Below are 14,366 nucleotides of genomic sequence, written 5' to 3' on the forward strand. Positions count from 1 at the left end.
GCGTTGCTCTCCTTTTCGTGGATTATTTTACTTCGATGAGTTCCACATCAAAAATCAAAGTACTGTGTGGAGGAATCGTACCTGGCACGCCCTGTTCACCATAACCGAGTTTAGATGGGATATACAGGGTTGCTTTACCGCCTTCTTTCATCAGTTGCAAACCTTCGGTCCAGCCTGGAATGACCTGGTTAAGTGGGAACTCAATCGGCTCGCCACGTTCAACCGAACTGTCAAACACGGTACCATCAACCAGTTTGCCTGTGTAATGTACTTTCACGATAGAAGTGGCTGCAGGCTGTTTGCCTGTCCCTTCTTTGGTCACTACATATTGCAAACCAGATGCGGTAGTTTTTACCCCAGCTTTTTTGGCATTTTCAGTCAGGAAAGTATCACTTGATGCCTGAGCCTGTTTGGAACTATCGACTTGCTTCTGCTGCATTTCTTTTTGGAATTGCTCATAAGCTGCTTGTAATTCTTCTTCAGTATAAGCAGGAGCGGTACGGGCATGACCTTCGCGAACGCCTGTCACAAAGCTGTTAATATCCAGCTCAGGTGGAGTTTGATGAGCGACTTCATAACCGAGTGCATAGCTGATTTTAGAAACAGCCGAGGCATCTTTAGATGCTTTTGTGGTTTGAGCAGCTGGGTTTTGAGTTGCATAGTAAACAGGTACTAGCGCGGCACCGCCTAAAAGAACAGCGACAGCAATCGGTAAGGCCTTACTCATGTATTATTCCAATCTAATGTTATCGTTGAGGTTCATTCCATCTTAGCAGAAAATTTTGAGAAATCTTGCAGAATGGGTGGTTTTTTAGCAAGTGGACACCGCAGTTATGTTGAAGTTTGAAGATATAAAAAAACCAGCAATGGCTGGTTTTTTTATTTTTCAGATTTTAATCATTGTTCGAGAATGTCTAGGAACAAAGATTGCTCTAACCGAAATTGTATTTTGCAAAGAGCTTAGTAAGAAAACAAGCTTTTTTCTAAAGGAAATTCAATTCCAATCGATGCACCACCATCATTACCACGTAAGTCTGAATCACTGATCCAGCCATTTAGTTTCAGTGGAATATCTGGGCGTAAATAATGGGTCCAGCTCACATCAACAGCTTTTAATTCATCCTGCGCTGGAAAAGCTAAATTAGTAGTTCGGTTAGACTCATTCAACTTGGCAAACAGCACTCGAGCATTAACACGATTGAGGCGATCGAAACGAATATCACCACCCACAGAAACCATTTGACCATCACCACCCATCGCATGTGCTAATGGGTAACCATGCTGATAAAAACCATCGGTATAAACATGGTGGTTATATGAAATACCATCAGCACTACCATTACTACGGGTATCTGTCCATTCAGTATACAGCTGGAAAGGCATATTATTATAACTAGAAGAATAATCGACTCCAGCCAAATACATTTTTTTGGCCGGTAAGCCACCTGCTTCGTCTTCACCGATATATTGCGCATAGATATCCATTGGTACTTGCACCAGTGATTGTAAGCTTAACCGTGCATCAAAACCGGCAATTTGGTTAGACTTATCATCATCACTGTTATCAAAGTTATCATTGCCTTTTATAGCATTCCAGAGTGTAGACAGGCTTTCTGAACGGTCACCACCACCCCATTGCATAGCACGCGATGCACCCAGCTCCAAATAGGGTAAAGGTTGTGCGGTGACACGTAAGCCAATCAGTTTGGCATCAGGTACAGCATCGTAGTCATCCAGTTGTCCGGCAAAGGCTTGATATTGCCAAGGTCCAATCCAGGAGAGCCATTTGCTTGCAAAAGCATGCTGTTCGGCACGCTGCATGGTCACACCATACACAGGACGACTGGCATCACCCCGAATTAAGCTGCCATCATGACCAGGTCCCCAGTAGGTCGGAATTTGTCCAGCAATCAGCCATTGATTCCATAACTTACCTGCGAGGTAAGACCCTTCAACATTCACATCTTGATCATTATCAATCTGGGGATCTTTTTCGGCATTTACGCGAAGTCTGGCATCCCAATTTTGATTGCCTGTATTTAACTCTATACCCGCTTGGTATTGCGCTTTTTGCTGGTCGCCAAAGACTTGAGGAATATTTTTTTGATCTGTCTCTGCAAATAGTGATGCTTTAAGTAACTGGTTGTTGGTATTCAAATGAGCCATGACTGAATCAATGACTCTTTGCTGATTATTATTGCTGACTTGGGCCTGAGAAAGGGCGCGTTGGATTTCATCACTACTCATTGGCCAGGTCGAAGTGCTAACTTGAATCACACCTTGCTGATTTAACCAGTTTAAATCGGTGCGCAGGTTTTGGTCATTTAAAACGATGCCTTGAGCAAAGGTTAGTGAGGAGCTTAATGCCAAGCTGGCGAGCAGTGTTTTAGGTAACATTTTTGTATATTCTCAGGAGTTTTAAACTGTAACCAAGATAGGGTTTTTAGTTGATTTTTTCAACAATGAACATGTGGAATAAATGTGATAGAGAGAACTATCACACCCTGCCTCTAGCAAGGTGTGATATCAAAGTTTACAATGAATTAGTCATTGTCTTTATTTGCGGTATAAGCATAGGCATAATTATAACCATAGCTACCTGCTGCCCCTTGTTGTACATCATTTAGAATCACGCCATTGACTTTGACATTGGCCTGTTCAAAACGATTAACAGTAATTTCAAGTTCTTTAATTTGCGTTTTAGCATGACGGGCAATCAATAAATTCACGCCTGCATATTGCGCAATAATGATGCCATCGGTCACCGCAAGCACAGGTGGCGTATCAATCAGTACATGATCGAAATGAGCAGATGCCTGATCTAGGAAAGTTTTGAATTGATCTGTACTTAATAGTTCAGACGGGTTAACCGGACTCTTACCACGTGTCACAAAAAACAGGTTATCTACAGTTGAATTTTGCACCACCTCTTCATAGCTATTTTGGTGATTCAATAATTCTGCTAAACCTGGTTGCACTTCGGCATTAAAGTACTTATGTAAATAGCCACGACGTAGATCACCATCAATGACCAGAACCCGTTTTCCCCCTTGCGCTAAAATAGTAGCAAGGTTAGTGGTAATGAATGATTTTCCAATTTCAGGTGCAGGGCCAGAAATTGCAATCACATTATTGGTCGCATTCATTAAGGCAAAATGAATTGCTGTTCGCATGCTACGGAGGCTTTCAATCGCGATATCACTGCTATCTTTAACCGCAAGAATAGGAATATTCTTTTTCTTCTTCAATAGGTTAATGCGGCTTTCTTGAATAACAGAGCGCGGTACAGTGGCATAGACTGGCAGATCAAGCTCATTTTCAATTTGCGCTGCGTCTTTAATGCCTGAACGCATCATATTTCGTAATAGTGCAATTAATACTCCAATAAAACCACCAGCAAAAATTGATAAAATTATTGTAATTAATGACTTAGGTTTAATTGGCTTAACGGGTTCAACAGCTTGGTCAATAACTCTGACGTTACCAATTTCACCAGCCTCTGCAATTTTCAATTGCTGATAGCTATTTAATAGTGCGGTATATAGTTCAGTGTTTACTTTTACATCTCGATATAGCTGTAAATATAATCGTTGTGTTTCTGGTAAACGTTTAATCGATTGTGTCATTTCTGAAGTTTTTTGATTAATTTCAGAAAGTTGAGCATTGATCGCCGACATAAGAGGGTGGTCAGGGGTATATTTTGAAGAAAGTTCCGCTTGCTGTTGTTGTAATTGGATTTTCATCTTTTCCAGTTCAACATTTTGCTTTAACATTAACTCGGCTTCTTGAGTTACATCAATAGTATTGTATTGCTCACGGAAACGGTTGAACTTGATTTCTGATTCCTCAAGTTGCTGTTTAAGTTCCGGCAGCTGTTTGTCTAGAAAATTTAAAGTTTGTTTAGATTCTAAAGACTTGCGTTGAATATTTTGTATTTGATAGACGGATAAAATATTATTCAGAACTTGAGTAATATGTTTCTTATCATTGCCATTATAATTTAGACCAATAACACCGGAGTTTTTCCCTCTCTCTGCTACACCATAGTCATTTTTTAAGAACTGCATTGCTGTAGGTAGTGCAAGTTTAGTAATAGTAAATGTTTCTTTAAACGGAGATTTGCTAAATATAGCGACTTCCCAAAGTCCCTTAGAGTCTATGGTTTGATTGCTGGAATTCAATTGACCTTTAAATATCACTTCATCTTTATAAGAGAAAGTAAACTGGTTGTTATCCGTGAATTTTAACTCTAATTTTTTATCTAGATAGTAATTTGGAATTTTTAATGTTTTGATTAAGAAGGCTTGATTTTCTTTTTGGAAAACCACCATATCCTTTTTATAAAGAACTTCAGCTTTGCCATTTTTAATCAGACGATTAAATAAAGTATTACTATTATCTTTAATTTGGATATCAAGGTGCAAATTTTGAATCGTTTGTCCCAAAATCATGCGTGAGTTTAATATTTCAATCTCAGCATCTGCGGGAGATTTCCCCCCCATTCCCCCTGGAATAGCATCACTCAACCCACCCAAAAGGGCAGCAGCTCCAGCGCCTTTATTATCCTCTACCAGAACCATTGCATCAGCAGAATAAATTGAGGGAGTAACACGTAAATAAAGTAATGCGAAGGTTAAGCTCAATACGATACAAAGCGCGATCACTTTCCATTGTGCAATTAACGAAAAAAATAATTCTTTTAAGTCAATGGTATCGTCATTAGTACTTGAATTTTGATTCATGGATAAACTACTAGATAAAATTAAATATGTGATTGCCAATCCGAAACATAAGATTCGATGTTATTACATGTTTCTTCAAAAAATGCTTGATCAAGCTTATAAGGATCGGGAACATTATGACCTTGCCAATGTCCTAAACGAAATACTTTACCTTTAGCAAATGGCCAAGTCTTTTCTATATGTTTTTGTTGATTTGAACTCATCACTAAAATTAAATCTGCGGTTTTGAGTAAGTGGCCATCAATTTGTTTTGCGACATGTGAGCTTATATCAATTGATTTTCTTGCCATACTTGCAATGGCCTTATCATCAGCACTATGGCCTACCATGGCAGAAAGACCAGCAGACTCAATATGTAAGTTAGGATGATTTTTCTTGAGAAAAAACTCACCCATTGGACTACGACAAATATTTCCCACACAGACGACTAAAATATTCCGAATTTGCATATTTTATTTACCCAGTTGGTCAAAGCTATAGAGTGCACTAGAGAACGGAATAATCTGGTTGACAATACGTTGCCAGCGCGTTAATCCAGTCGCATCAATATAAACGATGTCATTTTTTTTCATTTGGAATTGATTGGCTAAGCCTAAATTACCAAAACTGCTTAAATTCAAGTGATACACAGTGGACTGCTTGGTGGCTAAATCGGTGCGCATTACATAGATTTTAGCCGCACTTGCGGAATAAGGATTAATCCCTTCACTTTCACCCAAAACATCACTTAAGGTCATACCTTGTTCACGTAAAGCCAGGGCTTGGCTTTTACTTGACTCACCCATAACATAAAGTTTTTGATTCTGTTTGGTATTCACAAAAATAGTATCATTCGGTTGAATCAGTAAATTATGTAAAGATAGGCCTTGTTTCTCTAGTTGTAGTACATTGAGGTCAAAAGTTTGACCCTCCCGGATCAATTGAATATTGGTATTGTCACCTGTTTCAGTATTAATACCACCTGCCTGTCCGAGTGCTGTATAGATGCTAATGGGCTGATCATTTAGCGTATATTGGCCACTACGCATGACTTGTCCATTGACAAAATAGCGACGACCCTCATAAGACAACACCCGAACCACCACATCAGGATGTTTCAAATAACGCGCAAATTGACTGCGTAAAAAACGATTGGTTTCAGCCAGTGTTTTTCCGGCTACCCGTACCTGCCCCACTAAAGGTAATTGTATGTTGCCACTAGAGTCGATGGGATAACCTGCAGCTTTTACATTTGAAATATCTTGAATAGGGGGCGTAATTTCTGGGTAGGCCCAAAGTTGAATTGAGAGAATATCCCCTGAACTCAATTTATAGACTTGTTGATGCTTGTTAAATAAGTGAAAAATAGTATTGGAATTCTGAGCGTTATTGAGTTCGATACGAGGAATATTGTCTTGCGTAATTTGTATGACTGAAAGCTCTGCGCCTTGATCGGTTCTGTAATTACCTTGAGGAGGCAAATCATAGGTTTGTAAACCGGAAGTAAGCGTACAACCAGAAAATAATATTGAAATAGTGAATAAAATGGATGTGCCTTGATACTTCACATTCAAGCCCTTAATTTTAATACATCGTTATTAGGAAAGGATTGTAGTGCAAAATCTAATTATTGAATATCTTCAAAACATTTTTAATTTACATTTTTAATTTAATTTTTTGATTTTTATATTTATTTTTTTATTTTTTTGATGATTGGTTAAAATTTAATACTGTATTAATATCTTTTTTTTAATTTATGTCTACAATAACTGCAAAATTTTATACTCCTGTTGGTAAAATTCTTAAAAAGACATTTAAGGTCATATAAATGAAAATTCTTGTCACTGGTGGCGCCGGTTTTATTGGTTCAGCAGTCATCCGTCATATTATTCAACATACCAATAATCAAGTTTTTAATATTGATAAATTGACTTATGCAGGAAATTTAGAATCGTTAAAAGAAATTGATCAACACTCGAACTATGAGTTCAAACAAATTGATATTTGCGATACAGAACAAATTACAGCTGCAATAGATGCATTTCAGCCTCATGCAATTATGCACTTGGCTGCAGAGTCACATGTAGACCGATCAATTGATGGCCCGGCAGCATTTATTCAAACCAATATTGTGGGAACTTATACTTTATTAGAAGCCGCTCGAAAGTATTGGATGGAGCTTGACGCCGAAGCTCAGCAAAACTTTCGCTTTCATCATATTTCAACTGATGAAGTTTATGGTGACTTAGAAGGCACGACAGATTTGTTTACAGAAACAACTTCATACGCGCCAAGCTCTCCATATTCTGCCTCTAAAGCCAGTTCGGATCATTTGGTACGTGCTTGGCATAGGACCTATGGTCTGCCAGTAATTGTGACTAATTGTTCAAATAATTATGGTCCGTATCACTTCCCCGAAAAGTTAATTCCATTGGTGATTCTAAATGCACTGGATGCTAAACCTTTGCCTGTATATGGTAATGGTCAGCAAATTCGGGATTGGTTATTTGTAGAAGATCATGCACGTGCTTTATATAAAGTGGTGACCGAAGGTGTAGTGGGTGAAACCTATAATATTGGTGGTCATAATGAAAAGCAGAATATAGAAGTGGTCAAAACCATTTGTAAGATTTTGGATGAGCTAAAACCACAAGCCAACGGTCAAGCGTATGCGTCATTGATTACGTTTGTAAAAGACCGCCCTGGGCATGACTTACGCTATGCAATTGATGCCACAAAAATTCAAAATGAATTAGGTTGGACACCTACGGAAACTTTTGAAACTGGAATCCGTAAAACGGTGCAATGGTATTTAAATAATTTAGACTGGTGTCATCGAGTGCAAGATGGCAGTTACCAACGCGAAAGATTAGGTGTAAATTCATAATGTCAAATACAACAAAAGGTATTATTTTAGCGGGCGGTTCAGGTACACGTTTATATCCGATTACTAAAGGGGTATCTAAGCAGCTATTGCCTATTTATGACAAGCCAATGGTGTATTACCCACTTTCAGTGCTTATGCTTGCAGGTATTCGTGAAGTACTCATTATTAGTACTCCTGAAGATATTGATGGATTTAAGCGTTTATTGGGTGATGGTGCTCAATTTGGTATTCAGCTTGAATATGCCGTCCAGCCTAGTCCAGACGGTTTAGCACAGGCATTTATAATTGGTGAAAGCTTTATTGGAAACAGTAATGTTTGTTTAGTGCTTGGCGACAATATTTTTTACGGTCAAGGTTTTACCCCAATGCTCCGTCAAGCCGTCGCACGTCAAAAAGGTGCAACGGTATTTGGCTATCAGGTGAAAGACCCTGAGCGTTTTGGTGTAGTTGAGTTTGACGAACAAAAGCGCGCAATTTCTTTAGAAGAAAAGCCTAAACAACCTAAATCCCACTTTGCAGTCACCGGTTTGTATTTTTATGACAATGATGTAATTGAAATTGCCAAACAAGTAAAACCATCTGAGCGTGGAGAGTTGGAAATTACCACAGTTAATCAGATGTATTTAGAGCGCGGTGATCTAAATGTAGAATTGCTGGGACGTGGTTTTGCATGGTTAGATACAGGGACACATGCGAGCTTACTTGAGGCAGCGCAGTTTGTAGAGACTATTGAAAAACGTCAGGGTTATAAAGTGGCGTGTTTAGAAGAAATTGCCTTGAATAATGGTTGGCTCAGTAAAGAACAGGTTTTAAAAATTGGTCAGAGCATGAGTAAAAATGATTATGGTCAATACATAATTTCATTGGTGAATGAATTAACATGAGTTTAATAAAATTAATTGATTTTCCGAGTTTGGAAGATCAGAGAGGTGGGCTAGTTGCGATAGAGTCAAATCTATCAATTCCGTTCGAAATCAATCGTTTGTATTATATTTTTAATACAACTAATCAATCACGTGGCTTTCATGCGCATATAGATTTAAAGCAAGTTGCTATATGTGTAAAAGGAAGTTGCCGTTTTATTTTAGATAATGGTAATTCTAGAGAAGAAATAATCCTAAATTCACCAACGCGAGGACTTTTTATTGAAGCTTTAACTTGGCGAGAAATGCATGATTTTTCAGAAGATTGTGTTCTGCTTGTGTTGGCAAGTAAGCATTATGATGAAAATGATTACATTCGTGATTATAAAGAGTTTTTAAAGGTATCGAAATGATTGTAATAGCTGGAAAAAATGATATTGCGATACATGGCTTATTTTTAGCTCTTGAAAGATTTGAGTTAGATGAAATTATTGTAGTGGTTAATAAGAATGATCATGGTGTGGACGGTTGGCAACGTTCACTGCTCAAACTCGCAATAGAAAAAGGTGTGAAAATTAAGACCTTAGAAGAAATATATAAAACTAATATAAATTATTTTCTTTCACTTGAATTTGATCAAATAGTTAAGCCTAATAAATTAACTACTGACAAGTGTTATAATATTCACTTTTCAATACTACCAAAATATAAAGGAATGTATACATCAGTTTGGCCTATATTATATGCGGATAGGGAGGCTGGTGTTACGTTACACAAGATAGATCATGGTATTGATACTGGTGACATAGTAGCTCAAAAAACATTTAAATTAAGTGAAAATGATCGAAGTCAAGATTGTTATAGAAAATATATTGAAAATTCCAAAATTTTACTATCAGAATGGTTTAATAAAATAATTGAAAATACTATTCAACCGGTAAAACAGGATATGATAAATTCAACTTATTTTTCTGCAAAAACAATAGATTTCAAAAAATTAGAAATTGACTTTAATAAAACTGCTTGGCAGATAAAGAGACAAGTATACGCGTTCAGTTTTCGCCCATATCAGTTATTAAATTTTAAAAATAAGAAAATATCAGATGTAATAGTAATGGATGAAAAATCAACATTTAAACCTGGGACAATACTTCATGAGGGTACAGATTACACCCTTCTATCTACTATAGATTATAATATAGCTATTTTTTATGAAGATTTAGAGGGTTTGTTAAATGAAATTCCATTAATAGATGTTGATTCTTTTTCTAAAAAACTTGTTAAAATTCTAGGTGTTAATGATAGAAACTCAAAGGGGTGGTCGCCAATAATTGTAGCTGCTTATCATGGGAGAAAAGATATAATTAGTTTTTTACTTGAAAATGGTGCAAATATAAATGATAGAAATTATCACGGAACTACAGTGCTCATGTATGCAAAAGATTTTGCTTTAAAAAATAATGATAATGCATTCTTAAGCTTCTTAATTAAAAAGGGTGCGGATCCATTTTTAAAAGATTGGTCTGATAAAACTATATATGATTATATTACGCCTGAACAGGTTGAATTATTGGGATTATAGCTTTGAATATTTCTTTTCTTGATTTAAAAAATATTAATCAACAATATCGCAATGAGTTAATAGAAGCTTGTAGTCGTGTTGTTGATTCAGGTTGGTATATTGGTGGTAAAGAGCTAGAAAGTTTTGAAAGTAACTTTGCTGAATATTGTGGTACACAGTTTGCAATTGGAGTCGCAAACGGCTTAGATGCATTGATTCTGACACTACGTGCATGGAAAGAGTTAGGCAAACTTAAAGATGGAGATGAAGTTATTGTTCCATCGAATACGTATATTGCTAGCATTCTTGCCATTACAGCAAATAACTTGACGCCAGTTTTAGTTGAGCCAAATATTTCTACCTACAATATTGATCCTATAAAAATAAAAGAAGCAATAACGGCTAAAACCAAAGTGATTTTACCTGTCCATTTGTATGGTCAATTGGCAGAAATGCCAGAAATTATGCAAATTGCTAAACAACACAATTTATTGGTTTTAGAAGACTCCGCACAAAGTCATGGGGCACAAATACAAGGTAGAAAAGCAGGAAACTGGGGGGATGCTTCAGGTTTTAGTTTTTATCCTGGAAAAAATTTAGGTGCACTAGGTGATGCGGGTGCAGTTACAACCAATGATGCAGAATTAGCGACCATGTTAAAAGCATTGCGTAACTATGGCTCGCATGAAAAGTATAAAAATTTAGTTCCTGGTGTGAATAGTCGATTAGATGAAATTCAGGCAGCGATGCTAGATGTCAAGCTCAAATACTTGGATCAAGAAACTCAGCACAGACGTCATATTGCGAGTTTGTATTTGAATGGAATCAAAAATCCGCTAATTCAACTGCCATTAGGCGATGTTAATGCTGAATCCTATATGCAGCATGTTTGGCATTTATTTGTAATTCGCACTAATCAGCGTGAAGCTTTACAACAGTATCTATTAAATCATGGTGTTCAAACATTAATCCATTATCCAATTCCACCCCATAAACAACAAGCGTATAAAGAATGGAATAATTTGAATTATCCAATTTCTGAGCAGATACATAATGAGGTACTAAGTTTACCTATGGGGTCGACACTGTCTGCAGTAGATGCAGAAAGAATTATCGCTTTATGTAATCAATTTCAAGCCTAATCCATGAATTTGCTAAAAACCAGTGCATTAAACGGGGTGGCTGTTTTAATTAAAACAGCCACCATGTTTATTTTAAATAAGATTTTAGCTGTGTATGTTGGTCCTGCGGGCTATGCAGCAATAGGACAGTTTCAAAACTTTATTCAAATGATTACCACCTTTGCAGGTAGTGCGATTAATACAGCAGTCATTAAATATACTGCCGAATATCATGAAGAAAAGACAAAGCAAATAGAGGTTTGGCGAGCAGCTGGCAGTTTAGTGCTTATTTTTAGTTTTATTTTTTCTATTATTATTCTTATTTTCCAAAAGCAATTATCACTTTATATTTTTCAGACAGTAGAGTATCAATCTGTTTTTGTTTGGTTTGCAGTATTTTTAGTTTTATTCAATTTAAATGCACTTTTTTTAGCCATTTTGAATGGTAAGAAGGAGATTTTAAAATTAGTTATTGCAAATATTGCTGGAAGTATACTTTCTTTGTTAGTAACGAGTGTTTTAGCTGTTCAATATCATTTATATGGTGCTCTAGTTGCACTTTCAATTTATCAATCCATAACTTTTTTTGTAACGTTGTTTTTATGTTATAAAGCCAATTGGTTCAAAATTTCATATTTATTTGGACGCATTGAGCCACAAATTGCTAAGAATTTTGCGGCTTTTGCGCTTATGGCGCTAGTTAGTGCAATTTGTGTACCCTTGTCTCAAATGGCAATCCGTTCTTATTTATCTCAAGAGTTTGGTTTAAATTACGCTGGATATTGGGAAGCGATGATTCGCTTAAGTGCGGCATATTTGATGTTGGTTACCACAACACTGGGAGTTTATTATTTACCTAGATTGGCCGAATTGACGCATTTAGATGAAATAAAGAAAGAAGTTTATTCAGGTTATAAGTTTATCTTTCCTTTAGCTGTAGTTGGCGGTTTGTGTGTTTATGTTATGCGTGACTGGATTATTACTTTATTGTTTAGTCATGCATTTATGCCAATGCGTGATTTGTTTTTATGGCAAATGATAGGAGATTCACTTAAAATTGGCAGTTGGATATTATCCTATTTGATGCTAAGTAAGGCGATGACAAAGTTGTTTGTCACCACAGAAATATTATTTGCTTTATCTTCTATGGGATTGACTTATGTATGTAGTAAGATTTTCGGTTTTGAAGGTGTTTCGATTGCTCACTTAGTAAATTATGCTTTGTATTGGCTGGTAATGGGCTATTTTATATTTGGGACTTTAGAGAGTCAAAGAGGTTAAATTGAATCAGAGTAATCAGCCATTGGTTTCAGTAGTTATTCCTTGTTATAACCATGAAAACTTTGTACAAGATAGTATTCAAAGTGTAATTGATCAAACTTATCAAAATATTGAGCTAATTATTATCGACGATGGATCAAAGGATGGCTCGGTAGAAAAAGTACAAGAAATGCTCCCTGCTTGTAAAGAGCGGTTTGTTAGATTTGAGTTCAGACACAGAACAAATAAAGGATTGAGCGCAACATTAAATGAGGCTTTAGAGTGGTGTGAAGGCGAATATTATTCGGCTTTTGCTTCTGATGATATAATGTTATCTCAAAAAATAGAGGTGCAAGTTGGATTTTTTAATGAATCATTCAATAGTAATATTTTAGGTGTTTTTGGCGGCTATGAGTTAATAGATCAATACAATAATATTTTGAATACTTCATTAAAAAAATACGAAGAATATGCTTTTAATGAAATTTTTATGCATCAATTTGAATTGCCTGCTCCTTCTTCATTATTAAAAATTTCTAAAGTTAGAGAGATAGGAGGGTATGATCCAAATATTAAGATTGAAGACTGGTATATGTGGCTTAAAATGACGGAAAGTGGAGGGAAATTAGTATATCTACCGAAAATACTCTGTAGATATAGATCTCACCTTAATAACTTTTCAAAAAATATAGAAGTTTTGCAGATAGAGAGAGAAAAAGTAGTGAATAGCTTTAAACACTATGATCTTTATGATAGGGCAAAAATTAATATAAATTGGTATAAAGCAACAGATTGCTCGAAGGTGAGTAAAATAGAATCTATTAAGGAGGGATTTAAGATTGTTTTTAATCGCCCTTCAGAATTAATTTCTAGAAATTTTGTAAGATTCTTATATTATTTAGTTTGTAAGTAGAGTTGCTCTCATTATTTTTAATTTATTTATATTAGTAATATTAAGGTTGAAATATGAAACTTTCAGTAGTTGTACCAATGTATAATGTGGAAGATTATATAGAAAGATGTTTAATTTCTCTTATTAAACAAAACATAGAATTAGATACATATGAAATAATAATAATAAATGATGGATCATTAGATGATTCTGTTAATATTGTAAAAAAATATCAAGAAAAATATAAAAACATTGTGTTAATAGAAAAGTTGAATGGTGGACTAAGTTCGGCAAGAAATATAGGATTATTAAATGCTAAAGGTGATTATATTTGGATGGTTGATTCAGATGACTCAATTAAAGAAAACTGTCTGAAAGATTTGTTGAATTATGCTTATAAAAACGAAATAGATTTTTTAAGCTTTCCAATGAATGATATTTACTGTGAGAAGGTTGTACTTTCAAATATACATAATAAGCCTAATGATAAAGTAGTAACAAACCTTGATTACATTAATAACTACCAAGTTGAATACTCAGCTTGCTGTTTTATGGTAAGGAAAAACATTTTAGAATCTTATAAAATTCAATTTATTGAAGGAATCTTACATGAAGATATTGATTTTGTAATACGATTATTAGAATTCTGTCCTAGAGTTAGCTCATTTAATTTTATGGGAGGGGTGTACAATTATTTTGTGGGTAGACCAGAATCAATTACAACAACAAAAAATTATAAAAAATATTGCAAATCGTTGGAAAGCTTTTATATATCAATAGGTTTTTTGCAAAGCAAATACCCAACAACATCCGAAGGGTATGCTCAGGCAGCACAACTATTTATTAATAATATGAAGTGTTATGCCTTGTCATATTTATTATATTACCCACTTCCGTACAAAGATCGTATGAGATATTATAGTAAATATACTTTATTAAATATTAATTCTATCGGATGTACAAGTTATATATCTTGGAAACTAAAATTAATGAAAAATATTTATAGAAATCCTTTTTTTTATAAATTGTTGCTTAGATTTGTATCAATATTGAGAAAATAA

General features: G+C 35.4%; 13 protein-coding genes. 8 read left to right on the forward strand and 5 right to left on the reverse strand.

The features are described 5' to 3' along the window. Positions 1 to 22: 22 nt before the first annotated feature. From Q9R24_RS08860 to Q9R24_RS08880, 5 genes are all read right to left on the reverse strand, one after another. On the reverse strand, positions 23 to 727 hold the full coding sequence (locus Q9R24_RS08860; protein ID WP_311204082.1) for an FKBP-type peptidyl-prolyl cis-trans isomerase: 705 nt from the start codon (positions 725 to 727) through the stop codon (positions 23 to 25). Between the two features lie 233 nt (positions 728 to 960). Beyond that, positions 961 to 2,397 carry a capsule assembly Wzi family protein gene (locus Q9R24_RS08865; RefSeq protein ID WP_311204083.1) on the reverse strand — a complete coding sequence of 479 codons (1,437 nt, stop codon included), beginning with the start codon at positions 2,395 to 2,397 and terminating at the stop codon, positions 961 to 963. A gap of 146 nt (positions 2,398 to 2,543) precedes the next feature. Beyond that, a complete protein-coding gene (locus tag Q9R24_RS08870) occupies positions 2,544 to 4,742 on the reverse strand; it encodes a polysaccharide biosynthesis tyrosine autokinase (protein WP_311204084.1) in 2,199 nt (732 codons plus the stop codon). A 20-nt stretch (positions 4,743 to 4,762) separates the two neighbouring features. Beyond that, positions 4,763 to 5,191, reverse strand: coding sequence for a low molecular weight protein-tyrosine-phosphatase (locus tag Q9R24_RS08875; RefSeq protein WP_311204085.1), 429 nt, complete (start codon positions 5,189 to 5,191; stop codon positions 4,763 to 4,765). A 3-nt stretch (positions 5,192 to 5,194) separates the two neighbouring features. Continuing rightward, positions 5,195 to 6,289 (reverse strand): polysaccharide biosynthesis/export family protein, encoded by a 1,095-nt coding sequence (locus Q9R24_RS08880; protein ID WP_311204086.1) that lies wholly within the window; start codon positions 6,287 to 6,289, stop codon positions 5,195 to 5,197. A gap of 260 nt (positions 6,290 to 6,549) precedes the next feature. Here Q9R24_RS08880 and rfbB point away from each other — a divergent pair, with 260 nt between their 5' ends. Genes rfbB through Q9R24_RS08920 form a run of 8 tightly spaced genes read left to right on the forward strand, consistent with a single transcriptional unit; the run spans position 6,550 to position 14,366 of the window. Next, the gene (gene rfbB / locus Q9R24_RS08885; protein WP_311204087.1) at positions 6,550 to 7,608 is read left to right on the forward strand and encodes a dTDP-glucose 4,6-dehydratase; all 1,059 of its coding nucleotides are present in this window, start codon (positions 6,550 to 6,552) and stop codon (positions 7,606 to 7,608) included. Continuing rightward, positions 7,608 to 8,492 carry a glucose-1-phosphate thymidylyltransferase RfbA gene (rfbA, locus tag Q9R24_RS08890; RefSeq protein WP_311204088.1) on the forward strand — a complete coding sequence of 295 codons (885 nt, stop codon included), beginning with the start codon at positions 7,608 to 7,610 and terminating at the stop codon, positions 8,490 to 8,492. Before rfbB ends, rfbA begins: the two co-directional genes overlap by 1 nt. Then, the gene (locus Q9R24_RS08895; RefSeq protein WP_311204089.1) at positions 8,489 to 8,884 is read left to right on the forward strand and encodes an FdtA/QdtA family cupin domain-containing protein; all 396 of its coding nucleotides are present in this window, start codon (positions 8,489 to 8,491) and stop codon (positions 8,882 to 8,884) included. Before rfbA ends, Q9R24_RS08895 begins: the two co-directional genes overlap by 4 nt. Beyond that, positions 8,881 to 10,053 carry a formyltransferase family protein gene (locus Q9R24_RS08900; RefSeq protein WP_311204090.1) on the forward strand — a complete coding sequence of 391 codons (1,173 nt, stop codon included), beginning with the start codon at positions 8,881 to 8,883 and terminating at the stop codon, positions 10,051 to 10,053. The genes Q9R24_RS08895 and Q9R24_RS08900 overlap by 4 nt, the downstream gene beginning before the upstream one ends. Positions 10,054 to 10,055: 2 nt before the next feature. Continuing rightward, complete coding sequence (locus Q9R24_RS08905; RefSeq protein WP_311204091.1) at positions 10,056 to 11,174, forward strand: DegT/DnrJ/EryC1/StrS family aminotransferase; 1,119 nt, start codon at positions 10,056 to 10,058, stop codon at positions 11,172 to 11,174. Positions 11,175 to 11,177: 3 nt separating this feature from the next. Further along, complete coding sequence (locus tag Q9R24_RS08910) at positions 11,178 to 12,434, forward strand: O-antigen translocase (protein ID WP_311204092.1); 1,257 nt, start codon at positions 11,178 to 11,180, stop codon at positions 12,432 to 12,434. Position 12,435: 1 nt separating this feature from the next. Next, positions 12,436 to 13,326, forward strand: coding sequence for a glycosyltransferase (locus Q9R24_RS08915; protein WP_311204093.1), 891 nt, complete (start codon positions 12,436 to 12,438; stop codon positions 13,324 to 13,326). 53 nt (positions 13,327 to 13,379) lie between these two features. Continuing rightward, positions 13,380 to 14,366 (forward strand): glycosyltransferase, encoded by a 987-nt coding sequence (locus tag Q9R24_RS08920; protein WP_311204094.1) that lies wholly within the window; start codon positions 13,380 to 13,382, stop codon positions 14,364 to 14,366.

Origin of the sequence: Acinetobacter sp. RRD8 (assembly GCF_031844225.1) — a bacterium.
Lineage (GTDB): Bacteria > Pseudomonadota > Gammaproteobacteria > Pseudomonadales > Moraxellaceae > Acinetobacter.